Origin of the sequence: Camelimonas abortus, assembly GCF_042432745.1 — a bacterium.
GTDB lineage: Bacteria > Pseudomonadota > Alphaproteobacteria > Rhizobiales > Beijerinckiaceae > Camelimonas > Camelimonas abortus.
On the sequence record NZ_JBHLWR010000006.1, the window covers coordinates 1,682,207 to 1,707,682 of the forward strand.

At 71.0% G+C, this 25,476-nt stretch carries 23 protein-coding genes and 1 riboswitch; of the genes, 12 read left to right on the forward strand and 11 right to left on the reverse strand.

Annotated features, from left to right (window positions below):
* Window positions 1–186 precede the first annotated feature (186 nt).
* The 7 genes from ACFFJB_RS09615 to ACFFJB_RS09645 form a co-directional block, all read right to left on the reverse strand.
* Complete coding sequence (locus ACFFJB_RS09615; RefSeq protein WP_376831010.1) at window positions 187–1,758, reverse strand: class I adenylate-forming enzyme family protein; 1,572 nt, start codon at window positions 1,756–1,758, stop codon at window positions 187–189.
* Window positions 1,759–1,893: 135 nt separating this feature from the next.
* Window positions 1,894–3,456: an aminomethyl-transferring glycine dehydrogenase subunit GcvPB gene (gene gcvPB, locus ACFFJB_RS09620; protein WP_376831011.1), complete on the reverse strand. Its 1,563-nt coding sequence runs from the start codon at window positions 3,454–3,456 to the stop codon at window positions 1,894–1,896.
* Complete coding sequence (gene gcvPA, locus ACFFJB_RS09625; protein WP_376831012.1) at window positions 3,453–4,793, reverse strand: aminomethyl-transferring glycine dehydrogenase subunit GcvPA; 1,341 nt, start codon at window positions 4,791–4,793, stop codon at window positions 3,453–3,455. Before gcvPA ends, gcvPB begins: the two co-directional genes overlap by 4 nt.
* A gap of 39 nt (window positions 4,794–4,832) precedes the next feature.
* The gene (gene gcvH, locus ACFFJB_RS09630; protein ID WP_376831014.1) at window positions 4,833–5,210 is read right to left on the reverse strand and encodes a glycine cleavage system protein GcvH; all 378 of its coding nucleotides are present in this window, start codon (window positions 5,208–5,210) and stop codon (window positions 4,833–4,835) included.
* A gap of 108 nt (window positions 5,211–5,318) precedes the next feature.
* Window positions 5,319–6,470 carry a glycine cleavage system aminomethyltransferase GcvT gene (gene gcvT, locus ACFFJB_RS09635; protein ID WP_376831016.1) on the reverse strand — a complete coding sequence of 384 codons (1,152 nt, stop codon included), beginning with the start codon at window positions 6,468–6,470 and terminating at the stop codon, window positions 5,319–5,321.
* Window positions 6,471–6,699: 229 nt separating this feature from the next.
* A riboswitch (glycine riboswitch) is annotated at window positions 6,700–6,815 on the reverse strand.
* A 156-nt stretch (window positions 6,816–6,971) separates the two neighbouring features.
* Window positions 6,972–7,529 (reverse strand): hypothetical protein, encoded by a 558-nt coding sequence (locus ACFFJB_RS09640; RefSeq protein ID WP_376831018.1) that lies wholly within the window; start codon window positions 7,527–7,529, stop codon window positions 6,972–6,974.
* 113 nt (window positions 7,530–7,642) lie between these two features.
* Window positions 7,643–8,269 (reverse strand): invasion associated locus B family protein, encoded by a 627-nt coding sequence (locus ACFFJB_RS09645; protein ID WP_376831020.1) that lies wholly within the window; start codon window positions 8,267–8,269, stop codon window positions 7,643–7,645.
* A 424-nt stretch (window positions 8,270–8,693) separates the two neighbouring features.
* Between ACFFJB_RS09645 and coxB the strand changes: the two genes are divergently transcribed.
* From coxB to ACFFJB_RS09700, 11 genes are all read left to right on the forward strand, one after another.
* Window positions 8,694–9,470: a cytochrome c oxidase subunit II gene (coxB, locus tag ACFFJB_RS09650; protein ID WP_376831022.1), complete on the forward strand. Its 777-nt coding sequence runs from the start codon at window positions 8,694–8,696 to the stop codon at window positions 9,468–9,470.
* Between the two features lie 107 nt (window positions 9,471–9,577).
* Window positions 9,578–11,197: a cytochrome c oxidase subunit I gene (ctaD, locus tag ACFFJB_RS09655; protein WP_376831024.1), complete on the forward strand. Its 1,620-nt coding sequence runs from the start codon at window positions 9,578–9,580 to the stop codon at window positions 11,195–11,197.
* Window positions 11,198–11,547: 350 nt separating this feature from the next.
* A complete protein-coding gene (locus ACFFJB_RS09660) occupies window positions 11,548–12,537 on the forward strand; it encodes a heme o synthase (protein ID WP_376831025.1) in 990 nt (329 codons plus the stop codon).
* A gap of 1 nt (window position 12,538) precedes the next feature.
* On the forward strand, window positions 12,539–12,709 hold the full coding sequence (locus tag ACFFJB_RS09665) for a cytochrome c oxidase system small membrane protein (protein WP_376831027.1): 171 nt from the start codon (window positions 12,539–12,541) through the stop codon (window positions 12,707–12,709).
* 15 nt (window positions 12,710–12,724) lie between these two features.
* Window positions 12,725–13,357: a cytochrome c oxidase assembly protein gene (locus tag ACFFJB_RS09670; protein ID WP_376831029.1), complete on the forward strand. Its 633-nt coding sequence runs from the start codon at window positions 12,725–12,727 to the stop codon at window positions 13,355–13,357.
* 42 nt (window positions 13,358–13,399) lie between these two features.
* Window positions 13,400–14,260, forward strand: coding sequence for a cytochrome c oxidase subunit 3 (locus ACFFJB_RS09675; RefSeq protein ID WP_376831031.1), 861 nt, complete (start codon window positions 13,400–13,402; stop codon window positions 14,258–14,260).
* A 184-nt stretch (window positions 14,261–14,444) separates the two neighbouring features.
* Window positions 14,445–14,858, forward strand: a complete 414-nt coding sequence (locus ACFFJB_RS09680) for a DUF983 domain-containing protein (RefSeq protein WP_376831033.1) — start codon at window positions 14,445–14,447, stop codon at window positions 14,856–14,858.
* Entirely contained in the window at window positions 14,858–15,649 is a 792-nt protein-coding gene (locus ACFFJB_RS09685; protein WP_376831035.1) for an SURF1 family protein, read from the forward strand. Before ACFFJB_RS09680 ends, ACFFJB_RS09685 begins: the two co-directional genes overlap by 1 nt.
* Before the next feature lie 65 nt (window positions 15,650–15,714).
* Window positions 15,715–17,115: a threonine synthase gene (gene thrC / locus ACFFJB_RS09690; RefSeq protein ID WP_376831037.1), complete on the forward strand. Its 1,401-nt coding sequence runs from the start codon at window positions 15,715–15,717 to the stop codon at window positions 17,113–17,115.
* A gap of 164 nt (window positions 17,116–17,279) precedes the next feature.
* Window positions 17,280–17,879, forward strand: a complete 600-nt coding sequence (locus ACFFJB_RS09695; protein WP_376831039.1) for a GNAT family N-acetyltransferase — start codon at window positions 17,280–17,282, stop codon at window positions 17,877–17,879.
* A 263-nt stretch (window positions 17,880–18,142) separates the two neighbouring features.
* Window positions 18,143–21,058, forward strand: coding sequence for an EAL domain-containing protein (locus ACFFJB_RS09700; protein ID WP_376831041.1), 2,916 nt, complete (start codon window positions 18,143–18,145; stop codon window positions 21,056–21,058).
* A 299-nt stretch (window positions 21,059–21,357) separates the two neighbouring features.
* Here ACFFJB_RS09700 and ACFFJB_RS09705 read toward each other — a convergent pair whose 3' ends face one another.
* Complete coding sequence (locus ACFFJB_RS09705; RefSeq protein WP_376831043.1) at window positions 21,358–21,966, reverse strand: YqgE/AlgH family protein; 609 nt, start codon at window positions 21,964–21,966, stop codon at window positions 21,358–21,360.
* A 211-nt stretch (window positions 21,967–22,177) separates the two neighbouring features.
* Here ACFFJB_RS09705 and ACFFJB_RS09710 point away from each other — a divergent pair, with 211 nt between their 5' ends.
* Window positions 22,178–22,663, forward strand: a complete 486-nt coding sequence (locus ACFFJB_RS09710; protein WP_376831045.1) for a peroxiredoxin — start codon at window positions 22,178–22,180, stop codon at window positions 22,661–22,663.
* A gap of 97 nt (window positions 22,664–22,760) precedes the next feature.
* Here ACFFJB_RS09710 and rnhA read toward each other — a convergent pair whose 3' ends face one another.
* Genes rnhA through ispH form a run of 3 tightly spaced genes read right to left on the reverse strand, consistent with a single transcriptional unit; the run spans window position 22,761 to window position 25,164 of the window.
* A complete protein-coding gene (gene rnhA / locus ACFFJB_RS09715; protein ID WP_376831047.1) occupies window positions 22,761–23,213 on the reverse strand; it encodes a ribonuclease HI in 453 nt (150 codons plus the stop codon).
* Complete coding sequence (locus ACFFJB_RS09720) at window positions 23,210–24,175, reverse strand: homoserine kinase (protein ID WP_376831049.1); 966 nt, start codon at window positions 24,173–24,175, stop codon at window positions 23,210–23,212. The genes rnhA and ACFFJB_RS09720 overlap by 4 nt, the downstream gene beginning before the upstream one ends.
* A gap of 2 nt (window positions 24,176–24,177) precedes the next feature.
* The gene (gene ispH / locus ACFFJB_RS09725) at window positions 24,178–25,164 is read right to left on the reverse strand and encodes a 4-hydroxy-3-methylbut-2-enyl diphosphate reductase (RefSeq protein ID WP_376831051.1); all 987 of its coding nucleotides are present in this window, start codon (window positions 25,162–25,164) and stop codon (window positions 24,178–24,180) included.
* Window positions 25,165–25,476 lie beyond the last annotated feature (312 nt).

A 25,476-nucleotide genomic window follows, 5' to 3' on the forward strand; every position in this document is an offset into this window, starting at 1 on the left:
GGCCGGACGCCGGACGCAGCGCCGCCTGGAGCCCGCCGGAAATCCGCCATGGGAGCGCCGGCGGCCGGCGCGGCAGGACACGGCGCGCCGGGGCGATGCGCCGGCGGCGCGCCAGACGGCGGACGCCGCCCGCCGGGGGGCGGCGTCGCCGTGGCGCCGGCTGCGGCCGGCGGATCCGCGCGAGGGTCAGGCCACTTTCTGGCCGGAGGCGGCCCAGCTGTCGCGCAGCTCGCGCTTCAGGATCTTGCCGATGGCGCTGCGCGGCAGCTGGTCCATCACCATGACGCCGGCGAGACGCTGCACCTTCCCCAGCCGTTCATTGGCCCAGGCGCGCAGCTCCTGCGGCGCGATGCGCCGGCCGGGAGCGGCCACAACGAAGGCCACCGGCGTCTCGCCCCACGCCTCGGACGGCACGCCCACCACCGCGACGTCGCTGACGTCCGGATGGGTCATCAGCACCGCCTCAATGTCGCTGGGATAGACGTTGAAGCCGCCGCTGATGATCATGTCCTTCTTGCGGTCCATCAGGATCAGGAAGCCATCCTCGTCAAAGCGGCCGACGTCGCCGGTGCGGATGAAGCGGCGGCCGTCCGGATGTATCCAGATCGCCTCCCGGGTCTTCTCCGGCTGGTTGTGATAGCCGTTCATCACCGCGGCGGGCGAGTAGCCGACGATCTCGCCGACCTCGCCGGGCGGAACCTCATCGCCGTTCTCGTCCAGCAGCAGGATGACGTGGCCCTCGTTGGGGCGGCCCACGGTGTGCAGCTTGTGCGGGAACTGGTGGGCGACCAGCGAGCAGCCGCCGCCGCCTTCGGTCATTCCGTAATATTCGATGAGCCCGCCCGGCCAGCGCTTCAGCACGTCCGCCTTGAGATCGGCGTGGAAGGGCGCGCTGGTGCAGAACTTCATGACGAAGGACGAGAGGTCGTAGCTGTCGAAGTCCGGCAGCGCCATGATGCGCCTGTACTGCACCGGCACCAGCATGGCGTGGGTGGCGCGCTCCTGCTGGGCCAGCTCCAGGAAGCCGCGGGCGTCGAATTTCTCCATCAGCACCACCGCGCCGCCGAGGGTGAGCGTGGGCAGGAAGCTCACCAGCGTGGTGTTGGAATAGAGCGGCGTGGAGACGATGGTGACCGCCTCGGGCCCGTAGCCGAAACTGGCGCCGCGCTGCACGTGGGCCCAGCGCATGCGGTGGGACTGCACGATGCCCTTGGGCAGGCCGGTGGTGCCGGAAGAATAGATGATGTTGAACGGCGCCTCCGGCGGAATCTCCACCGGCTGCGGCCGGGCGCCCTCCTGCGCCAGCCAGCCGCTCCACGGCGCGCCCGGCGCGGCGTCGTCCAGCGCCACGAGGCGGCCGGTGAACCAGTCGAACGGCCCGAGCGAACCGGCGATGTCCTGGTCGACGAAAAACAGGCGCGCGCCGGCGTCCTGCACCATGCCCTGCAGCTGCTCGCGGGTGGAGGACGGCGCCAGCGGCGTCACCACCACGCCGGCGCGCAGCGCGCCGATGAAGGTGACGGCGTAGGGAATCGACGACAGGGCGCAGATGGCGATGACGTCGCCCTGCTTCAGCCCCTCGCGCTGCAGCGCGGCGGCGACGCGGTCAGCAAGGGCGTTGAATTCGCCATAGGTCAGGCTGCGGCCGCGATGCGCCACGGCCCGCGCCTGCGGCCGCTCCCGTGCGTGCGCCGCCACGAGATCAGCGATCAGGCCAAAATCGCGTTCCAGCAGCTCCCCCGCGGACATGCCCGTCATCTGCGTCCTCTCCCTGATGTCGCATGTGTTGTCCGGCGTTCTGGCCCCGGCGGGGCGCAGGCGGACGCGCCCGCTCCCGCGCTGCGCCGGACCGGGCGGCCCTTCCTTTCGCAATATATCCGGCCGCGGCCCCGGTCAGGCAACCGGCTGCGGCGGCTTCCAGCGCAGGACTGGCTGGCGCGCGGCGCGGGTCTCGTCGAGACGGCGCACGGGCGCGTAACGGGGCGCGCCGGTGAAGCGCGCGACGTCGCCGTTACGCGCCGCCATGGCCAGGTCGCGCATGGCGGCGATGAACAGGTCGAGGCTGGCCCTGGACTCCGACTCCGTCGGCTCCACCAGCATGGCCCCCGAGACCACCAGCGGGAAATAGACGGTCATCGGGTGAAAGCCTTCGTCGATCAGCGCCTTGGCCACGTCGAGGGTGGTGATTCCCGTGCCCTTCAGCCAGGCGTCGTCGAACAGCGCCTCATGCATGCACCGGCGGGAGCCGAACGGCGCCGACAGCACGTCCCCGAGCGAGACGGCCAGATAATTGGCGGCCAGCACCGCGTCGCCCGAAGCCTGGCGGAGCCCCTCGCCGCCATGCGAGAGCATGTAGGCCAGCGCCCGCACGAACATGCCCATCTGGCCATGGAAAGCGCAGAGCCGCCCGAACGCCTGGGCCGCCTCGCCCTCGCCGGCGTGCTCGACGAGGGTGAGCGAACCGTCCTCGCGCCGGCGCACGAACGGCGCCGGCGCGAACGGCGCCAGCCGCTCCGACAGCGCCACCGGCCCAGCCCCCGGCCCGCCGCCGCCGTGCGGCGTGGAGAAGGTCTTGTGCAGGTTGATGTGCATGGCGTCGACGCCCAGGTCGCCGGGGCGCACCCGGCCGACGATGGCGTTGAAATTGGCCCCGTCGCAATAGAAATAGGCGCCGGCGTCACGGGCCAGGCGGGCGATCTGTTCGATCTCGGGCTCGAACAGGCCGCAGGTTGTGGGGTTGGTGAACATGATCGCCCCCACATCGGGCCCCAGCAGCGGCGCCACGTCCCGGGCGCGCACCGCGCCGTCCGGGCCGGCCGGCACGGCGCGCACGGTGAAGCCGAGCTGGGCCGCCGTGGCGGGATTGGTGCCATGGGCCGATTCCGGCGCCAGCACGACGGTGCGCGTGGCCGCCTCGCCCCGGGCGGCGAGCGCGGCGCGGATGGCCATCATGCCCAGCAGCTCGCCATGGGCCCCGGCTTTCGCCGACAGCGCCACCGCCGGCATGCCGGTGAGCGTCATCAGCCACTGGCCCAGGGTCTCCATCACCTCCAGCGCCCCCTGCACCGTGGAGACCGGCTGCAGGGGATGCACGTCGGCGAAGCCGGGCAGGCGGGCGACTTTCTCGTTGAGGCGCGGGTTGTGCTTCATGGTGCACGACCCCAGCGGGAACATGCCGGTATCGATGCTGTAGTTCTTCTGCGACAGGCGCACGTAGTGGCGCATGGTCTCCGGCTCGGAGAGCGCCGGCAGCTTCACCGGCTCCTCCGCCGCCATGCCGCCGAGGCGCGGCGTGAACGGCGGCGGCCCGTCGAGATCGACGCCGCAGCGGTCATACGAGCCGGTCTCGAACAGCAGCGGCTCCACCTGCTGCAGGGCGCGGTTGCCGGTGAAGGTGGCGGGCTGCGGCCCGCCGCAGGCGGCGGCGGGCGCGGAAGGACCTCGGCGGGCGTTCATTGCAGCACCTCCTTCAGGGCGTCTGCCAGGGCGCGGCGGTCAGCCTCCCCGTTCATTTCCGTGGCGGCCACCAGCAGCAGGTCGTCCAGTCCCGCCCGGGGCAGCAGGCGCGACACTGGCACGCCGCCGAGCACGCCGCGCGCGGCGAGGCGCTCCGTCACCTCCGCGGCGTCGCGGCCGGCGAGGCGCACGGTGAATTCGTTGAAGAAGCTGCGGTTGAGCACGGCGACGCCGGGAATGGACTCCAGCTGCTCCGCCAGCGCCACCGCGCCGGCGTGGTTGATCATGGCCAGGCGGCGCAGGCCGCGCCCGCCGAGCAGCGTCATGTGAATGGAGAAGGCCAGGGCGCACAGGCCCGAATTGGTGCAGATGTTGGAGGTGGCCTTCTCGCGGCGGATGTGCTGCTCGCGCGCCGACAGGGTGAGCACGAAGCCGCGCCGGCCGTCGGCGTCCACGGTCTGGCCGCACAGCCGGCCGGGCATCTGCCGCACGAATTTCTCGCGCGTGGCGAACAGGCCGACATGGGGGCCGCCGAAATTCAGGCTGGAGCCGAGCGACTGGCCCTCGGCGACGACGATGTCCGCGCCCAGGGAGCCGGGCGATTTCAGCAGACCGAAGGACACCGCCTCGGTGACGACGGCCACCAGCAGCGCCCCCGCCCGATGCGCCGCCTCGGCGATGGGGGCGAGATCGCGGAGATTGCCGAACACGTCCGGCGACTGCACCACCACGCAGGCGGCGTCCGGCGTGATCCGGGCGGCGATGTCCTCCTGCGCCGTCACGTCCGCAGGCAGCGCCGTCACGCCGTCGCCGGCGAGGGTGCGCGTCACTTCGGCGTAATGGGGGTGCAGGCCGCCGGAGAGGATGACGCCGCGGCGCTTCGTGACGCGCCTCGCCATCAGCGCCGCCTCGGCGCAGGCGGTGGAGCCGTCATACATGGAGGCGTTGGCCACCTCCATGCCGGTGAGCTCCGCCACCTGGGTCTGGAACTCGAACAGGCACTGCAGCGTGCCCTGGGCGATCTCCGGCTGGTAGGGCGTATAGCTGGTGAGGAACTCCGAGCGCTGGACCAGATGGTCCACCGTGGCCGGGATGTGGTGCCGGTAGGCGCCGGCGCCGAGGAAAAACGGAACCGAACCGGCGGCGACGTTGCGGGCCGCCATGCGGCCCAGCTCGCGCTCCACCGCAAGCTCGCCCATGCGGGAAGGCAGGCCCTCCGGGGCCGCCGGCAGCAGGCGGCCAGGCGGCACGTCCTCATACAGGGCGTCGATGCTGTCCACGCCAATGCGCTTCAGCATCGCCTCCCGGTCAGCGCCGGACAGGGGCAGGTATCGCATCCGGGAAACCTTTCCGGTGATCTGGCCGCAAGCGCGGCGTCAGCCGAGCGTGGCGACGTAGGCGTCGTAGGCGGCTTCGTCCATCAGCCCGTCCAGCTCGGCCGGGTCGGCGACGCGCATGCGGAAAAACCAGCCGCGGCCGAGCGGGTCCTCGTTGACGGCGGCGGGCTCGCCCTCCAGGTCGCTGTTCACCGCCACCACCTCGCCGGAGACAGGCGCGTAGACCTCGCTCGCCGCCTTGACGCTCTCCACCACCGCGGCCTCGTCGCCCTGGCGCAGGGCGCGGCCCGTCTCCGGCAGCTCGACGAAAACGATGTCGCCAAGCTGCTCCTGGGCGTAGCCGGTGATGCCGACGACGCCGACGTCGCCTTCCATGCGGATGTATTCGTGGTCTCTGGTGTAACGCGTGGCGGCCATGTGGCGCTCCCGTGTAATGACGGCGTCCGGAACGGCGGGCGCCGTTGCTTCGCGGAACTGGCGGTGAGACGGCGCCGCCGGCGCGGCCGGAGCGGCGCGGCGGATGCCTCAGCGGCGATAGCGGTGCGGCGTGAACGGCAGGGGCGCGACGACGGCAGGCGTCATGCGGCCGCGCAGCTCCACCTGCACGGCGGTTCCCGGACGGGCGAAATCGGCGACGACGTAGCCCATGGCCACCGGCGCGCCGACGGACGGCCCGAAGCCGCCGGAGGTGACCTCGCCGACCAGCTCGCCCGCCGCGTCGAAAATGCGCGCGCCCTCGCGCACCGGCGCGCGGCCCTGCGGCCGCAGGCCCACCCTGCGCCGCAGCGCGCCGTCGCGGATCTCGCCGGTGATGCGGATGGCCCCGGGGAAGCGCATGTCCTCCCGGCGCCGGCGCGGAACCGTCCACGCCAGCCCCGCCTCCACCGGCGAGGTCTCCTGGTTGAGGTCGTGGCCGTACAGGCACAGCCCCGCCTCAAGGCGGAGCGTGTCGCGGGCGCCGAGCCCCGCCGGCTTCACCTCCGGCTGCGCCAGCAGCAGGTCCCACAGGGCGACGGCGTCGGCGGCGGCCACGGAGATCTCGAAGCCGTCCTCGCCGGTGTAGCCGGAGCGGCTGACCCTGGCCTCGATCCCGCCCACCGCAAGGTCGATCACGCCCATGAAGGGCAGCCCCTCCGCCGCCGGAGCGAGACGGGCCATGACCTGCGCCGCCTCCGGCCCCTGCAGGGCCAGCAGCGCCCGGCCGGTCTCCGGCTCCACGCGCACGCCCGCGGGCAGGTTGCCGGACAGGTGCAGCCAGTCGGCCTCCCTGCATGCGGCGTTGACCACCAGCATCAGCCGTCCGTCGAGGCCCGGGGCCGCCGGGCGGGCGACCATCAGGTCGTCGAGCACGCCGCCCTGGGCGTTGAGCAGCAGGGTGTAGCGCTGCTGGCCCGGCTTCAGGCCGAGGATGTCGCCCGGAACCAGCGTCTCCAGGGCGCGCGCCGTGGTTTCATGGTCAGGGCCGGCGATCCAGCCCTGACCCATGTGCGACACGTCGAACAGCCCGGCGTGGGCGCGCGTGTGCAGGTGCTCGGCGATGATCCCCGCGTATTGCACCGGCATGTCGTAGCCGGCGAAGGGGACCATGCGCGCGCCGAGGGCGACGTGCCGCCCATGCAGCGGGGTGCGCAGCAGCTGCGCGTCGGCGGATTGGGAATCGGCTGGCGTCTGGCTCATGTGGCCTCTCGGGTTCCCGGACCGGCGTTCCGGCGGCGGACAGCAGGGCGCGGCTTCGCGGCGTGCGAACCGTGCGCCCCATCTGTCCGTGAACCTGAGAGATTTCCCCGCCCGGCGCCCTGGCCGGAAGCCGCCTGCGCGGCCGGCCCGCGGACGGTTGCGGCGCCGCGCGGACCCGGGTTACGCCCTTCGGTGGGACGGCCTGCGGCCATCCGCTTTCCAGATCGGCAACTCCCGCGCGGTCCTTTTGCCTGAGCGTTTCCGGGGCGGTTGCGCCTTCGGCGCCGGCGGCGCGGCGACGGCCTTGCGACGGTCGCCCCGGCCGGTCTCTCCCGCGGGGATCTTGAGCCTGCCGGAAAGTCTGTCGCCGGCCGGCCCGCCTGTCAATCGCCGCGCGCCAGGCCTTCCGGCCAGGCGCGCCTGCGTCTCACGGGCGTCGCGCCGCAGGAGGTCGCGCCGCGCGACCTGGAGCCGCAGGGCGGCCGGCGCGGCGACGGGGCTTCAGCGGTTGCGGCGCGTCTTCGCCCCGGAAGCAGGGCCGCCGCCGAAGCCCACCTCGATCAGGACGCCGTGGGTGTCCTCCGGCAGCGGCACGCCCTGCTCGATCACCGCGGCCATGCCGTTGCCCTCGCCGGCCGGAACGGCGACCTTCACCTGGCGGGTGAGGCGGTGCAGCACGGCGTCGCCGCGCATCACGCGGATGGTGAGCGGCGAGGAGAACACGCCCGGCCGGCCCGCAGGGCCGAGCACGGCGCGCACGTCGACGCCCACATTGGCGACGACGCGGCCGTCCGGCGTGCGGACGCACTCACGTGAAAGCTCGCCGAAAGAGAGCTGGTAGGAAAGCCCGGCGCCCTCGCCGCGGCGCACATAGGCTGCGCCTTCGATCACGTCCACGCGCGGGCAGTGGATGTCGTCGCCGGGGTCGTCGACCCACACGCCTTCGCGCAGGCCGTCCTCCTGCTTCTTGAAGGGATTGACGCCCAGCAGGTCGCGCAGCACGTCCGCCTGCGCCGGCGCGGCGCCCGCCAGCAGCGCCGCGCACAGGCCTGCCGCCATGCGCCATTTCAGCCGCCTGGCGGCGCCGGCGCGGCCGGCCGGCGCGGAAAACAGGGCCCCGCCGCGGCGCGGCGCGCAAACCATCGTCGACATCTCGGCTCCATCCGTATCCGTCATTTGAGGGCCGCGAGGCCCCGGTCCAGTCCCTCCAGCGTCACCGGCACGCCGATGCCTTCCTCCGGCGTCTGGAACACCACGAAGGTGGCGACCTTGCCCTCCTTCAGCCGGCTGGTGAGACTGTCGTCCATCACCACCTCGGCGACGCAGCCGGTGGGCAGGCAGCGCACGAAGCCGGCGCGGCCGATGTCGGTCTGGTCGATTTTCAGGCCAAGGCCGGCCGGCAGCAACACGCCGAGCGGGGCCAGCACGCGCAACAGGCGGCCCTTGCCGTCGGCGGTGTCAAGAATAATGACCAGCAGCGTCACGTTGGGCCGGTCGGCGGCGGCGACGTTCTGCACCAGGGCGCAATGTTCGGCGGCGGCGCCGGCGGGCTTCTCGCAGCGCAACTGCCAGTCGTTGAAGGTTTCGCGCACCACGCCCTGGGCGTCGGCGCCCCCGGGGGCGAGCGTCGCCGCCGTCGCGAAAGCAGCGGCCGTGATGGCGCGCGCCGCGCGCCGAAGCTGATTCCATGCCGGCGCGACACGGCTGGCGCCGTACCGCCCCGACGTTGCACGGCTGGAGCCGTGCTGCCCCGAAGATGCACGGCTGGAGCCGCGCTGCGCGACGAAGGCGTCCGTCATCCTGAACCTCTGCTGTGCGCCCCGGTCCGGCGGCCGCCGCATTTTCGCCCGTTTTCAGGGCGGCGGGTCGCCGCATCCGTTTGGGCCATCTGGTTAAGTCCCTGTCAAGAAAAACGCCGCGGCGCGGCCGGATCAGGGCGAAAACCGTTGCCGGGAGCCTCTCTGGAACTATTCTTGTGCACAAATGCCGCATACCGGGACGGGGGCCGAACATTGCGCCCTCCGCCACATTGTGGTCTTTCACAGGCAACGTGGCAGGCTTGTGGCGCAGGCCCGTGCGCGAGCATGTCCTGACGCAGCGCCGCGTCACAAGAAAAATTTGCCTAGCGAGTACGGGAGCTCCGATTCTCTGATGCTAATGAAAACGTTGCCCCTCAGGCTTGTGGCGGCAAGCGGCGTTCTGGCCGCCGCGACAGGCAATGTAATGGCTGGCGAGGGTCAGCCCACCCCGTGGGAGATGGGCCTTCAGACGCCGGTGACGCCCATCGCCCACGCGATGCACTCGTTCCACGACCTGCTGCTGGCGATCATCACCTGCATCGTGCTGCTGGTGCTGGCGCTGATGTTCTGGGTGGTCTTCCGCTTCCGCGAGAAGCGCAACCCGAACCCCTCGCGCACCAGCCACAACACGCTGGTCGAGGTCATCTGGACCATCATCCCCGTGCTGATCCTGGTGGTGATCGCCGTTCCCTCGTTCCGTCTGCTCAAGGACCAGCTGACGCTGCCGCAGGCCGACGTGGTGATCAAGGCGACCGGCCACCAGTGGTACTGGTCGTATGAGTATCCCGAGGATCAGGGCGGTTTCTCGTTCGACAGCAACATGGCGCAGGACAAGGAGCCGCGCCTGCTGGCCGTCGACAACGAGGTGGTGCTCCCCGTCAACAAGACCATCCGCGTCCAGGTCACGGCTTCGGACGTCATCCACGCCTTCGCCGTGCCGTCCTTCGGCGTGAAGATCGACGCCATCCCCGGCCGCCTGAACGAGACCTGGTTCCGCGCCGAGAAGGAAGGCGTGTTCTATGGCCAGTGCTCGCTGATCTGCGGCCAGAACCATGCGTTCATGCCGGTCGCGATCCGCATCGTGAGCGAGGACGCCTACAAGAAGTGGCTGCAGGAAGCGAAGGCGAAGTTCGCCTCCAACAGCGGCGCGCGTCTCGCCTCCGCCGCGGCTGACGCGCCGGCGGCCGCGGCGGTCCGCTGATGACCATCCGTCCGCCGGCGGCCCCCGCCGGCGACGCCGTTATTTCCTGACCGCAGGGACCGCGCCCCCGGCGCCCCCTGCAGGCGAACCGTATCAGGAGCTGAATTATGGCTTCATCCACCACAGCGGGCCACGACGCCCACGCAGACCATCCGAGGGGTCTGCGGCGCTGGCTGTTCTCGACCAACCACAAGGACATCGGCACGATGTACCTGTTCTCCGCCCTCATGGCGGGGATCATCGGCGGCTTCCTGTCGATTCTCATGCGCCTTGAGCTGCAGGAGCCGGGCCTGCAGTATTTCGCCAACGGTCAGGCCTTCAACGTGGTCGTCACCGGTCACGGCCTGATCATGGTGTTCTTCGTGGTCATGCCCGCGCTGATCGGCGGCTTCGGCAACTGGTTCATCCCGATCATGATCGGCGCGCCGGACATGGCCTTCCCGCGCCTGAACAACATTTCGCTGTGGCTGACCGTCGCCGCCTTCCTGCTGCTGGTGATCTCGCTGTTCGTCCCCGGCGCGCCCGGAAGCACCGGCTTCGGCGGCGGCTGGATGGCCTATCCGCCGCTGTCGACCAGCGGTCACCCGGGCCCGGCCGTTGACTTCGGCATCTTCGCCCTGCACGTGGCCGGCGCCTCGTCGATCCTCGGCGCGATCAACTTCATCACCACCATCCTGAACATGCGCGCGCCGGGCATGACGCTGCACAAGATGCCGCTGTTCGCCTGGGGCATGCTGGTGACGGCGTTCCTGCTGCTGATCTCGCTGCCGGTGTTCGCCGGCGCGCTGACCATGCTGCTGACCGACCGCAACTTCGGCACCACCTTCTTCGACCCGGCCGGCGGCGGCGACCCGGTGCTCTACCAGCACCTGTTCTGGTTCTTCGGCCACCCCGAAGTGTACATCATGATCCTGCCGGCCTTCGGCGTGATCAGCCACATCATCTCGACCTTCTCCCGCAAGCCGATCTTCGGCTACCTGGGCATGGCCTACGCCATGGTCGCGATCGGCGTGGTCGGCTTCATCGTCTGGGCCCACCACATGTACACGGTCGGCCTGTCGCTCGACACGCAGCGTTACTTCGTGTTCGCCACGATGGTCATCGCCGTGCCGACCGGCATCAAGGTGTTCTCGTGGATCGCCACCATGTGGGGCGGCTCCATCCGCATGACCGCCCCGATGCTGTGGGCCGTGGGCTTCGTCGGCCTGTTCACCATCGGCGGCGTCACCGGCGTGGTGCTGGCCAACGCCGGCATCGACCGCGCCCTGCACAACACCTATTACGTGATCGCCCACTTCCACTACGTGCTGTCGCTGGGCGCGGTGTTCGCCATCTTCGCGGCCTGGTACTACTGGTTCCCGAAGATGTTCGGCTACATCGTGCCGGACTGGATCGGCAAGCTGCACTTCTGGGTGGCCTTCATCGGCGCGAACGTCCTGTTCTTCCCGATGCACTTCCTGGGCCTCGCCGGCATGCCGCGCCACTATGTGGACTATCCGGACGCCTACGCCGGCTGGCACAAGATCTCGTCCTACGGCTCCTACATCTTCGCCTTCAGCCTGCTGATCTTCTTCTACGGCGTGTTCGTCGCGATGCGCCGCAAGGAACGGGCCGCGAACGATCCGTGGGGCATGGGCTCGCCGACCCTGGAGTGGACGCTGTCCTCGCCGCCTCCGTTCCACCAGTTCGAGAAGCTGCCGCGCATCACCGGCTCGGACAGCCACTGAAGCTGCGGAACGCGATGACGTGAACACGAGCCGCCGGCCCCCTGGGCCGGCGGCTTCGCTTTGAAATCCGCGGGCGGCGGGCCCCGTCCGACAAAACGCCACACTCTGCGCGCCCTCCGCCGCTATTGAGTTTACGCCCCGAGCGGCTAGAAGAACCCGGACCGGTTCTGAATCGCGCCGGGCCCTGGGCCGCCGCGTCTCCGCGCCCCGGCCCGGGACCGCGACAGCCGCGCCGGAACGCGCGCGTCCACGGACGCAGGCGTCCGGCCCGCCGCCTCCTGACGCCCGCCTGGCGCCAGGCGCGACCAGGCCCTCCGGCGAAGCCGGGCTCAGGTGAAAGACCACTCCGGATGACCATGTACGGCGAGCGCCATCCCGCATCCCCCGACGGCAGCGCCGGCGCTGCGGATCCCACCGTCTACGCAGGCGCCCCGCGGGACTATTTCGAGCTGTTCAAGCCGCGGGTGATGTTCCTCGTGGTGTTCACCGCCCTTGTCGGCATGGTGGTGGCGAAGGGCTCGCTGCATCCGGTCATCGCCGCGGCGTCCCTCGGGCTGATCGCCCTCGGCGCCGGCGCCTCCGGCGCGCTCAACATGTGGTGGGACCAGGACATCGACGCGCGCATGTCGCGCACGGCCCGGCGCCCGATTCCCGCAGGCGCGGTGCAGCCGGGCGAGGCGCTGGCCCTCGGCCTTGCGCTCTCCGTGGGTTCGGTGGCGTTCCTCGGCCTCATCGCCAACTGGTTCGCGGCCGCCTTCCTCGCCTTCACCATCTTCTTCTACGTCGTCATCTATTCGATGTGGCTGAAGCGCTGGACGGCGCAGAACATCGTCATCGGCGGCGCGGCGGGCGCCTTCCCGCCCATGGTGGCGGAAGCCGCGGTCACCGGCCGGGTCACCTGGGACAGCTTCATCCTGTTCCTGATCATCTTCATGTGGACGCCGCCGCACTTCTGGGCGCTGGCGCTGAGCAAGGCCAGCGACTACGAACGCGCCGGAGTGCCGATGATGCCGAACGTGGCCGGCCCTGACGCCACCCGCCGGCAGATCCTCGTCTACACGCTGCTGCTGGCGCCGGTGGGCGTCGCGCCCTTCTTCATGGGGCTCGGCGGCCTGGTCTATGCGGCGGTGTCGGTGATCTCTGGCCTCGCCATGATCGTGCTCGCCGTACAGGTGTACCGGCGCCGGGAGGGTGAGGCGGCCGCGCGCGCCGAGCACGCCCTGTTCGGCTTCTCGATCCTGTACCTGTTCCTGCTGTTCGCCACACTGCTGGCCGAGCACGCCTTTGGCCTCGGCGCCGGTTTCGACATCGGCCCGCGCCTTGTTTCGGCGGTGATGTGAGATGGAAGACCACAAGCAGAAAATCGAATACGTCACGCTCACCCCGGAGCAGAAACGCCGGCGGTCGATGCGGAACGTGGCCATCGCCGTCATCCTGGCCGCCTTTGTCGCAGTTCTTTACGTCGTGACCTATGTCAAGCTTGGGGTCAACGTGCTGAAGCGGCCGATGTGAGCTGAGGGAGACGCCATGTCCGACAGAACAGACGCGCGCGCCGGAGCGCCCCGACAGGCTGACGCCGACGCCCGCCGCCGGGCCGGCGCCCGCACCGCGCTGGCCTGCGTGGGCGTGGCGGCGCTGATGGTGGGCGCGTCCTTCGCCGCCGTGCCGCTGTACCGGCTGTTCTGCCAGACCACCGGCTTTGGCGGCACGCCCATGGTGGCCGCCGCCGGCTCCTCCGCGCAGGTGATCGACCGCGAGATCACGGTGCGCTTTGACGCCAACGTGGCGCCGGGCGTGGGCTGGACCTTCCGCCCCGACCAGCCCAGCGTCAAAGTGAAGCTTGGCGAAACGAAGACCGTCTTTTACACCATCGCCAATCCCGGGGACAAACCGACCACGGGCGTGGCGACGTTCAACGTGCAGCCGGACCTGGCGGGCCAGTTCTTCGTGAAGGTGCAGTGCTTCTGTTTCGAGGAGCAGACGCTGCAGCCGGGCGAGACGGTGCACGCCCCGGTTGTTTTTTATGTGGACCCGGACCTGCTGAAGCAGCCGGAAACGAAGAACCTGACGGACATCACCTTGTCGTACACGGTTTTTCGGTCAAAAAATGGCCGCCCTGTGGCCGTAGCCGCGCCCGGCGCGGACAAGAACAAACTGTGACGCAATCGAGAGACTCACGCCCCGAGGCAGGAGACTGAATCCATGGCCCACGCGCACGCGAAGCCCGAGCACGACTATCACCTTCTTGAGCCAAGCCCGTGGCCTATCCTTACCTCGGCCTCAGTTTTCGCGCTGGCCGTCGGCCTGGTCCTGAGCATGAAGGGCATCGACGTGGCCGGGATGAAGCTCGGCCCGTACGTCCTTGGCGCCGCCATCATCGCCCTCATCTACTGCATGGCCTCGTGGTGGGCCGACGTGATCCGCGAGGCCGAGCACGAGGGGCACCACACCCGCGTCGTGCAGCTGCACCACCGCTACGGCATGCTGATGTTCATCGGCTCCGAGGTGATGTTCTTCGTGGCGTGGTTCTGGGCCTATTTTGACGCCGCGCTGTTCCCGGCGGAGGCCGTCCAGTTCACCCGCCTCGAGGTGACCGGCGGCCAGTGGCCGCCGAAGGGCATCGAGACGCTGGACCCCTGGCACCTGCCGCTGCTCAACACGCTGATCCTGCTCACCTCGGGCACCACCCTCACCTGGGCCCACCACGCCATGCTGGAGAATGACCGCGCGGGCGTGAAGCAGGGCCTGTGGCTCACCATCGCCCTCGGCGCGCTGTTCAGCCTGGTGCAGGCCTACGAATACACCCACGCCCACTTCGACTTCACCGGCAACATCTATGGCTCGACCTTCGTGATGGCCACGGGCTTCCACGGCTTCCACGTCATCGTCGGCGCCATCTTCCTGGCGGTGATCCTGGCCCGCGTGTACCGCAACCACTTCACGCCCCACCAGCATCTCGGCTTCGAGTTCGCCGCCTGGTACTGGCACTTCGTCGACGTGGTGTGGCTGTTCCTGTTCGTCTCCATCTACGTGTGGGGCTCGAACATCCGCTACTTCCACTGACCGCCGCGCGGCGGGCGGGCGCGGCGCGCCCTCCCGTCCGGCGCGCCGGCCACACGTCCGGGGGCGGCTGCAACGCCGCCCCTTTGTCATTCAGGCCTGTCATTCAGGCCCAGGTCCGCAGGCGCGGTTCGCCGGGCCCCGATCCGCGCGAAACCACGACCGCCCCGAAGCCGGAGACCACCCCATGCAGCACGACAGCAGCCGCTCCGCCTCCCGTCCCGCCCCGGCGCAGGAGCAGCACTGGCCGCCGCTGTCGCCGGCCGCCACCGGCCTGCGCTGCCGCTGCCCGCGCTGCGGCGAGGGCCGGCTGTTTCGCGGCTTCCTCACCCTCGCGCCGAAATGCGACGTCTGCGGCCTCGACTACGACTTCGCCGATTCCGGCGACGGTCCGGCGGTGTTCATCATGCTTGCGTGCGGCTTCATCGTCGTCGGCTTCGCCCTGTGGCTGGAGCTGAACTTCGAGCCGGGCGTGCTGCTGCACCTGCTCACCACCCTGCCGCTCGGAATCATTGTCTGCCTGGCGCCGCTGCGGCCGCTCAAGGGGCTGATGATCGCCCTGCAATACGCCAGCCGCGCCGGCGAGGGAGGGCCCCGGTGATGACCGGACAGCCCCCCTCCCCTGCCGGCGACCGGCGCGCGCCGGGCGTGGCGTCACTGGCCATTCTCACCGTCTGCGCCCTCGCGGCGCTGGCGACGCTGCTGTCGCTGGGAACATGGCAGATGCAGCGGCTGGCGTGGAAGGAAGGGCTGATCGCCCGCATCAGCGCCCGCGCCCACGGGCCGGCGGAGCCGCTGCCGCCGGAAAGCGCGTGGAAGACCTTCGACGCCGAGGCGGAGGAATACCGCCGCGTGCGCCTCTCCGGCCGCTACGACTTCGCCCGCCAGACCCTGGTGCACGCCAACGGTCCGGGCGCGGGCGGCGAGGTGCGCCCCGGCTATGTGGTGATCACGCCCATGACGCTGCCCGACGGCGCCGTCGTGCTGGTCAACCGCGGCTTCATCCCCATGGAGATGCGCGGCGCGCTGGCGCAGACCGACGCGCGCTCGCCGGCCGGGGCCACGGTGACCGGCCTGCTGCGCGCCAGCCAGAAACACGATCCGTTCGTGCCGGCCAACGATCCGGCGCGGGAGGAGTGGTTCACCCGCGACATCGGCGAGATCGCCGCCGCACGCGGGCTGCGGCGGGTCGCGCCTTTCATTGTTGATGCTGACGCCGCCCCCGGTTACAGGGAGGGGCCGCGCGGCGGCCTCACGGTGCTCAGCTTCCCGAACCGGCATCTGGAGTACGCGATGACCTGGTTTGGGCTGGCGCTCGCGCTGGTCGCGGTTTACGTCGCCTGGGTCTGGCGCTGGGCGCGCAGCCGGCGGGAGAGCCGCGCCGCGCCCTGACGCCCGCGCCCGCGGCGGACGGAGGGCCGGCCAGGCCGGCCGCTGGAGTTTCTTCGGAGGCAACCTTGCTGCACGTGTCTACCCGGGGCGAAGCCCCTGCGATCGGCTTTACGGACGCCCTGCTCGCCGGGCTCGCCCGTGACGGCGGCCTTTACGTGCCGCAGGCCTGGCCGCAGATCCCCGCCGCCGACATCGCCGCCATGGCCGGCCAGAGCTACGCCGCCGTGGCGCGGCGCGTGATCGGCGCCCTGACCGACGGCGAAATCCCGGACGGGATCCTAGGCGCCATGATCGACGACGCCTACGCCGTCTTCCGCCACGCCGCCGTGTGCCCGCTGGTGCAGATCGCCGACAACATCTTCGTGCTGGAGCTGTTCCACGGCCCGACCCTCGCCTTCAAGGACGTGGCCATGCAGCTGCTGGGGCGACTGATGAATCACGCCCTGCGCCAGCGCGGCCAGCGGGCGGTGATCGTCGGCGCCACCTCAGGCGACACCGGCTCGGCCGCCATCGAGGCCTTCCGCGGCCTCGACCAGGTGGACGTGTTCATCCTCTATCCGCACGGCCGCGTCTCCGAGGTGCAGCGCCGGCAGATGACCGGCGTCGACGCGCCCAACGTGCACGCCATCGCCATCGAGGGCACCTTCGACGACTGCCAGGCGATCGTGAAGGCGCTGTTCAACGATCACCGCTTCCGCGACGAAATGGCCCTCTCCGGCGTCAACTCCATCAACTGGGCCCGCATCGCTGCGCAGACGGTGTATTATTTCACCTCCGCGGTGGCGCTGGGCGCGCCGCACCGTCCGGTGGCCTTCTCCGTTCCCACCGGCAATTTCGGCGACATTCTCGCCGGCGACATCGCCCGGCGCATGGGGCTCACGGTGGCCAACCTCGCCATCGCCACCAACGCCAACGACATCCTGGCGCGCACCCTCGCCACCGGCCGTTACGAGAAGCGCGGCGTCACCCCCACCTCCTCGCCCTCCATGGACATCGAGGTGTCGTCCAACTTCGAGCGGCTGCTGTTCGAGGCCTGCGGCCGCGACGCCGCCCGGGTGCGGGCGCTGATGGCGTCGCTGGCCCAGTCCGGCTCCTTCAGCCTGGAGCCGGAGCCGCTGGCGGCGATTCGCGCCGGCTTCACCGCCCACGCCGTCGACGAGGCCGCCACCCGCGACGAGATCGCCCGCGTCTGGCGCGAGACCGGCTATGTCATCGATCCGCACACCGCGGTGGCGGTGCGCGGCGCCCGGGCCGAAGTGGCGGCGCGGCCGGCCACGCCGGTGATCGCGCTGTCCACCGCCCATCCGGCCAAGTTCCCGGACGCGGTGGAGAAGGCCACTGGCGTGCGCCCCGCCCTGCCGCCGCACCTCGCCGACCTGTTCGGCCGGCGCGAGCGGTTCACGGTGATGGCCAGCGACCAGGCGGCGGTGGCGGACTTCATCCGCGCCCACGCCTCCCGCCGCTGAGGCCCTGGGGCCGGCCGGCGGGCCGGCCTTTTTTGCGCCTCCACGCGGCCCGGCCCGCGCCCCGCGCCTGCAGGACGCCGTTTCTGCCGGGGGAATGCCATCCGGCGCGTCCTGCGCTAGAATGGGCGGGATGTTGTGGACGCCCCGCCCCGGGAGGACGCGCCTTGTCGCTGTTTCGCTTCAAGCCCCGCATCGCGGAGCCGGCGCCTGTGGCGGGCGAGCGGGTCTATCTGCGGCCGCCGCGGATGGAGGATCACGGGGAATGGGTGGCGCTGCGCGTGGCCAGCGAGAGCTTTCTCGCGCCATGGGAGCCGCTGCGCCACGGCGACGAATACAGCCGCCGCAGCTGGCGGCTGCGCGTGCTGGGCGCCTGTGAGGACGCCCGCCGCGACGCCAGCTACAGCTTTCTCATCTTCACCCGCGACCGGGACGTCATGGTCGGCGGCCTCACCCTCGGCCAGGTGCGGCGCGGCGTCGCCCAGACCGCCACGCTCGGCTACTGGATGGGCGCCGCCTGGGCCGGCAAGGGGCTGATGTCCGACGCGGTGCGCGCCGTGCTGGCCTACGCCTTCGGGCCGCTGGGCCTGCGGCGGGTGGAGGCGGCGTGCCTGCCGCACAACGTGGCCTCCCGCCGGGTGCTGGAGCGCAACGGCTTCCGCCTGGAGGGGCTGGCGCGGGAATATCTGTGCATCGCCGGCCGCTGGGAGGACCATGTGACCTACGCCCGGCTGGCCACGGACCCGGCGCCGCCGTGGGCGTCATGAGCCGCGCCCGCCGCCGGCGTCGCCGCGCCCTGCGGCCGGCGCGCCGGGACAGACCGGCCCGGCAACATATTCACGCCATCTTCGCCGCGTGGAAATGCGGCGGCGGGACGGGCGGCCGCGGCGCGCATCCCGGGCGCGCGCCAGCGCGCCCGGCGCCGGGGGCGATTCACCAATCCCGCCGCTCCGGCCGGGAGGCGGTTGCCCTGCGGCGGCGCCGCCGTTACCACTTCCCCAGCAACAGCCCGCCGCGCCGGTTATGGCCGGTGATCCAGACAGAGTCCGATTTGCCCGCGACGCCAGCAGTCTCCGTCCGCATCGGCGCCCTGATCGCAGCGCTGATTCTCCTGTGCCTGCCCTTCCGGGCGGCGTGGGCGATCGAGGCCGTGCGGGTCACGCCCGAGCGGCCGGCGCTCGACCTGACCCGCGCCATCGAACGCTACCGCTCCCAGGGCGACGTCATCCAGATCTCCACCGCGCCCGGGCCGGACGGCATCGTGCGCCGCATCGCCGTGAAGGCCCGCGAGGCGGGTTCGCGGCCGGACTGGATCGTCTTCGCCCTCACCAATCCGGGCGACGAGCAGATCGACCGCCTGCTGGTGGCGCCGCATTACAAGCTGGCGGGCTCGGGCGTCATCTGGCCGGACCTCGGCAGCCCGCGCATCGCCGCCATCACCGCCAGCCAGGGCCTCAAGCCCGAGCGCGAGGACAGCCCGGACGCCGACGTGTTCTCGATCACGCTCGACCCTGGCGCCACGGTGACCTTCGTCGCCGAGCTCGCCTCGGACAACCTGCCCCAGGTCCTGCTGATGGACCCGGAGCTGTACAAGGCGCGCGAGAACGGCCTCACCCTCTACAAGGGCATCATTCTCGGCATCTGCGGCCTGCTGGCGCTGTTCCTCACCATCGTCTTCGTGGTGAAAGGGGCGGTGATCTTCCCGGCCGCGGCGGCGCTTGCCTGGGCGGTGCTGGCCTGGGCGTGCATTGATTTCGGCTTCATCCAGCGGCTGTTCCCGTTCACCGTGGGCGCGGACGCGGTCTACCGCGCCGGCGCCGAGACGGTGCTGGCGGCGACGCTGCTGGTGTTCCTGTTCGCCTATCTCAATCTCAACCGCTGGCACGTGCGCTACAGCCACATCACCGCCGCCTGGCTGGTGTTCCTCGGCGCGCTGGTGGGCCTTGCGGTGATTGATCCGCCGGTGGCCTCGGGCGTGGCGCGCATCTCCATCGCCGCCGTCGCCGCCATCGGCTTCCTGCTGGTGGTGAACCTCGCCCTGCACGGCTACGACCGGGCGGTGATGCTGATTCCCACCTGGACGCTGCTGCTGGCGTGGGTGGCGGCGGCGGGCCTGACGGTGACCGGCTACATCAACAAGGACTTGGCGCCGGCGGTGCTGATCGGCGGCCTCGTGCTGGTGGTGATGCTGATCGGCTTCACCGTGCTGCAGCACGCTTTCGCCGGCGGGGCCATCGCCCAGGGCCTGGTGAGCGACACCGAACGGCGGGCGCTGGCGCTGGCCGGCTCCGGCGACGTGGTGTTCGACTGGGACGTGCAGACCGACCGCATCGCGGTGAGCCCGGAGCTGGAGCAGCAGCTGGGCCTGAAGCGCGACGCCCTCAGCGGCGGCGCCGCCGACTGGCTGGCGCTGATGCATCCGCTGGACCGCGACCATTACCGCGCCACGCTCGATTCGGTGCTGGAGCAGCGCCGCGGCCGCATCAACCTTGATTTCCGCCTGCGCTCGGCGCGCGGCCACTATGTCTGGCAGCGCCTGAAGGCGCGCCCGGTGGTGGGAAGCGACGGCGAGGTGATCCGCATCGTCGGCTCGCTCTCGGACATCACCGAAAGCAAGACGGTGGAGGAGCGGCTGCTGCAGGATTCGATCCACGACCGTCTCACCGGCCTGCCCAACCGCCAGCTGCTGCTGGACCGGCTCAACCAGACGCTGCTGCTGGCGCGGCGCGACGAATCGGTGCGCCCCACGGTGGTGGTGATCGACATCGACCGTTTCCGCACCATCAACGAGGAGGCGGGGCCGGCCGCCGGCGACGCGGTGCTGCAGATGGTGGCGCGCCGCCTCGCCCGGCTGCTGAAGCCGCAGGACACGCTGGCGCGCCTTGGCGGCGACGAATTCGCGGTGATGCTGTTCTCCGAGCCGGAGCTGGCGGCGATCCGCGCCTTCACCGAGCAGGTGCGGGCGGTGCTCGCCGCCCCTGCCCCGCTCGGCGAGCTGGAGGCCTATCTCACCGGCTCCATCGGCATTGCCCTTTACGACCCGTCCGTGCGGGCCGGGGCGGAGGAAATGCTGGCCAACGCCGAGATCGCCGCCGCCTGGGCCAAGCGCCAGGGCGGCGACCAGGTGGAGGCGTTCCGCCCGGTGATGCGCTCGGAGCGCAGCGAGCCGCTGGCGCTGGGCGCCGACCTGCGCGGCGCGCTGGAGCGCGGCGAGATCAAGCTGTTCTTCCGCCCGGTGGTGCGTCTGGAGGACCGCACCGTGGCCGGCTTCGAGACCATCCTGCGCTGGGACCATCCGCGCCAGGGGCGTCTGGCCTGGGAGGACTTCCGCGAGATCGCCTCGGCCAACGACATGCTCGGCGACCTGTTCCTGTTCGCTGTGGAGCGCGGCGCGCGCGAGCTGGCCGCGTGGCAGGACGCGCTGGACGTGGATCCGCCAATGTTCGCCACGGTCAGCCTCACCGGCGTCCACGTGCTGCGCTCCGACCTGCTGACGCAGCTGCGGGCGCTGGTGGAGCGCTCCGGGGTGCGGCCGGGCACGCTGCAGATCGAGGTCAACGAGCGCCATCTGCAGGAGGATCCGGAGTTCATGCTGCGCACGCTGCCGCGCCTGCGCGACGCCGGCGTCGGGGTGAGCCTGTCGCGGTTCGGCTCCAGCCAGTCGCCGCTCACCAGCCTGCAGCATGCGGACATCGACATGGTGAAGGTGGATTCGTCGCTGGTGCGGGCCCGCAACCTGCCGGCGCGTCTCGCCATCCTGCGTTCGCTGGCGGCGCTGGCCCATGACCTGGGCGCGGACGTGTGCGGCGACGGCGCCGAGGATGAGTCGGACGCGGTGGAGCTGGCGCAGCTTGGCTTCGATTTCGCCCAGGGCAGCGCCTTCGGCGAGCCGATGAGCCCCTACGACGCCCGCCGTCTGGTGGGCTCGGTGCCCGAGGCGGCGTAAGGCGGCGCGCGCCGGTCGCCGCGGGCAGGCGCGGCGCATGGTCAGGCGGCGCGGTCCGGCGTCCGGGCCATCGTTCCGGCGGGCGAAGGCTCCGGAGCGCCTGCGCTTTCGCCGGACGGCTCCGGCGGATTGAGAACGCCCGGGGAACAGCCCGCCGCAAACAGCCCGCCCTGGAAATACGGCCCCTGGGAATACAGCGCCTGGAGCACCGCCGGCGCCCGATAACCCTCCGCGCGCCGGCCTGCGGCCGGAACGCCGCCGCCCGCGCCGCCTGGCGAAGGCGGCGGGCGCAGCGGCGGTCAGGCGTGGCCCGCCTGGTCCGAGAGGCGCAGCGGGTCAACGCCGATCATCGCCAGCGCCCGCTCGTACATGTCCTCGACGCGGCCGAAGATCAGGGCCGGATCGGCCGGACAGCTGAACCAGCCGTTGGCCTGGATCTCCTGCTCCAGCTGGCCGGCGGCCCAGCCGGCGTAGCCCAGCGCCACGATGGCGTTGCCCGGGCCGTCGCCGCGGGCGATGGCCCGCAGGATGTCCACCGTGGCGGTGAGGCTGATGTCGTCGTCGATGTGCAGCGTCGAGTTGTCGATGGCGAAGTCGGAGCTGTGCAGCACGAAGCCGCGCCCCACGTCCACCGGGCCGCCCCGCACCACTTTCACCCGTTCGGAAGCCGACGGCAGCCGGATGCTGGCGTCGTCGATGATCTCGAGCTGGCGCAACAGGTCGGCGAGGCTCAGCCCCCGCGCCGGCTTGTTGACCACCAGCCCCATGGCGCCCTCGTCCGAATGGGCGCACAGGTAGATGACCGAACGGGCGAAGCGCTCGTCCTGCATGGACGGCGTGGCGACGAGCATCTGGCCATCCAGCCAGACGTCAGAACGTTCAGAAGGTGAAATGATCGATCGCGCCATGCCGATATTGTAATTGGCCGCGGGCAATTCTCCTATGGGGAATTGGAAAGCAGGCCGGCCGCAGGGCGCCTGCGGAACGGACAAGGGCGCCCGCGCGCGGCCGCGAACCATCGACCGCGACACGCGTCCCGCTTTGCTCTATGCATGAGCGCAGGCGCCGCGGCCGCATGTTCCGGGCCGGCGCGCGCCCCACAGACCAACGGGAGTTGCCATGACGATCAAACCCGGCGATCGCCTTCCGCAAGCCACGTTCCGCGTGATGACCGCAGAGGGCCCGGCGGCCCGCTCCACCGACGACCTGTTCGCCGGCCGCCGCGTGGTGCTGTTCGCCGTGCCCGGCGCCTTCACGCCCACCTGCCACCGCAACCATCTGCCCGGTTTCGTCGCCGAGGCGGACGCCATCCTGGCCCGCGGGATCGACGCCATCTACGTCACCGCGGTGAACGACATCTTCGTCATGGACGCCTGGCTGAAGGCCAGCGGCGCCGAAGGCAAGATCACCGCCCTCGCCGACGGCAACGGCGAGTTCGCCAGCGCCATCGGCCTCACCATGGACGGCTCGGGCTTCGGTCTCGGCCTGCGCTCGCAGCGCTACTCCATGGTGGCGCGCGACGGGGTGGTGGAGCAGCTCAACGTTGAGGAAATCTCGGGCAAGGCCGACGTCTCCACCGCCGCCCACCTGCTGTCCTCGCTCTGAGGCGGCGGCGCGCCCCCGCGGCGGCCGGCGCTCCCGGCCGCCTTTTTCATGCCCGCAAGGGTCCGCCGCCGGCGCCCGCCCCGCGCCTGCGGCGCGTTCAGGCGGATTTCCGCGTCCGGAACGGCTCCATGCCGCGGCGGGCCAGGGCGTCCACGCGCTCGTTCTGGACGTTGCCGGCGTGACCGCGCACCCAGCGCCAGGTGACGTCATGACGCTGCTGGGCCGCGTCGAGGCGCCGCCACAGGTCCTCGTTCTTCACCGGCTTGCGGTCGGCGGTTTTCCAGCCGTTGGCCTTCCAGCCGCGCAGCCACGCGGTGACGCCGTTCTTCACATACTGGCTGTCGGTCCACAGGTCGACGGCGCAGGGGCGGTTGAGCGTCTCCAGCGCCATGATGGCGGCCATCAGCTCCATGCGGTTGTTGGTGGTCAGCGGCTCGCCGCCGCACAGCTCCTTCTCGACGCCGCGATAGGACAGCAGCGCGCCCCAGCCGCCCGGACCCGGATTACCGCTGCACGCCCCGTCGGTGTAGATGGTGACCCTGTCGCTCACGCGCTCCACCCATAGTCGGTTGCGCTGGAGACGCTGCGGTGGAAGGCCAGCTTGCGGTCGTACTCCAGCGGATCCTTCGGCTTCACCAGCGCGCCCGCAGGCACGTTGAGCCAGTCCACCAGACGCGTCAGCAGGAAGCGCAGCGCGGCGCCGCGGCACAGCAGCGGCAGCGCCGCCGCCTCCGCCGCCTCGAGACGGCGCACGCTCTGGTAGCCGGCGACCAGCGCCTGCCCCTTGGTGAGATTGAACGAGCCGTCCGGCTCGAAGCACCAGGCGTTCAGGCAGATGGCCACGTCATAGGCCAGCATGTCGTTGCAGGCGAAATAAAAATCAATGAGCCCGGACAGCTTCGGCCCGATGAAGAACACGTTGTCGGTGAACAGGTCGGCGTGGATGACGCCGGAGGGCAGGTCCGTGGGCCAGCGCGCCGTCGCTTCCTCCAGCGCCGCGCGGATGCGCGCGGCCAGCCCGGGCGAGACGGAATCGGCGCGGTCCTCCGCCGCGGCGAACAGCGGCGGCCAGCCCTGCGGGCCCAGGGCGTTGGCTCGCTTCAGGGGAAAACCGGCGCCCGCCGCGTGCAGGCGCGCCAGCGCCACGCCCAGCTCGCGGCAGTGGCCGGCGCCGGGGCGGCGCACGGACACACCGTCCAGGAAGGTGACGACGCACGCCGGCCGGCCGGCCAGATGGCCAAGCGCCTCGCCCCTGCGGTTCTTCACCGGCACCGGGCAGTTCACCCCGCGCGCGGCGAGATGCTCCATCAGGCCGATGAAAAACGGCAGGTCGGCCGGGTTCACCCGTTTCTCGTAGAGGGTGAGGATGAACTCGCCCTTTTCCGTGCGCAGCAGGAAGTTGGAGTTTTCGACGCCCTCGGCGATGCCCTTCAGCGCCAGCACCGCGCCAAGGTCATAGCCGCGGATGAAGGCGGCCAGCTCTTCATCCGGGATCTCGGTGTAAACGGCCACGATTACTCCGTGGGATCGGCGCGCAGTTCGCGCGGCAGGGGGAAAAACACGCTCTCGTCCGCGGTGGAGACGCTCTCCACGCGCACGTCATAGCGTTCGGCGAAGGCGTCGATGATCTCCTCAACCAGCACCTCCGGGGCGGAGGCGCCGGCGGTGACGCCGAGGCTGGAGATATTGCCGAACAGCTCCCAGTCGATGTCCGCGGCGCGCAGCACCAGGCGCGCCACGCGGCAGCCGGCGCGCTCCGCCACCTCGCGCAGGCGCTGCGAATTGGACGAATTGGGCGAGCCGACCACGATCATCGCCTCCACCTGCGGGGCCACGCGCTTCACCGCCTCCTGGCGGTTGGTGGTGGCGTAGCAGATGTCCTCCCGGTGCGGCCCCACCACATTGGGGAAGCGCCGTTTCAGCGCCTCCACGATCTCGCGGGTGTCGTCCACCGAGAGCGTCGTCTGGGTGACATAGGCGAGGTTCGCGCCGAGCGCAGGGTCCAGCTTCTCCACGTCGGCGATGGTCTCCACCAGGGTGATGGCGCCCTCGGGCAGCTGGCCCATGGTGCCGATCACTTCCGGATGGCCGGCGTGGCCGATCAGCGCCACATGGCGGCCGCGGCGGCGATGGACCTCGGCCTCGCGGTGCACCTTGGTGACCAGCGGGCAGGTGGCGTCAATGGCGAAGAAATTGCGGCGCGCCGCCTCCTCCGGGACGGAGCGGGGCACGCCGTGGGCGGAGAAGATCACCGGCGCCGTGGTGTCCGGAATCTGGGACAGCTCGTCGACGAACACCGCGCCCTTCCGGCGCAGGCTTTCCACCACATACTTGTTGTGGACGATCTCGTGGCGCACGTAGACCGGCGGGCCGTACAGCGCCAGGGCCCGCTCCACCGCGTCGATGGCGCGCACCACGCCGGCGCAGAAGCCCCGCGGGGCGCAGATCAGCACGTCAAGCCGGGGTTTGGGGGAGCGGGCCTGCGAAACGGCGCCCTTCATCGAACGGTCGTCCTGTTAGGTCAGCCGGCGGCGACGGCCGGCGCATGGGCCATGATGCAGTCCCCTTGTCGCATAAAGTCGCCACGACCGGAACCGCCGCGCGACGCCCCCGGCGCCGCAGTCACGCGCCCTGACGCCGCGGCGTGAGCGTTCCGCCGCAAGGCCCCGGCCCCTCCCCGCGCGGCGGCGCGGCGGCGCCCCGCGCATGGCGGCCGCCGGGCGCGCGGAACAGCGCATGAATCACTTGCGTCGGCGGCGGAGCGGGGTGAGCATGCGCCGCGCCTCCCGCACGGGAGGGCGCGCAGCAAACGC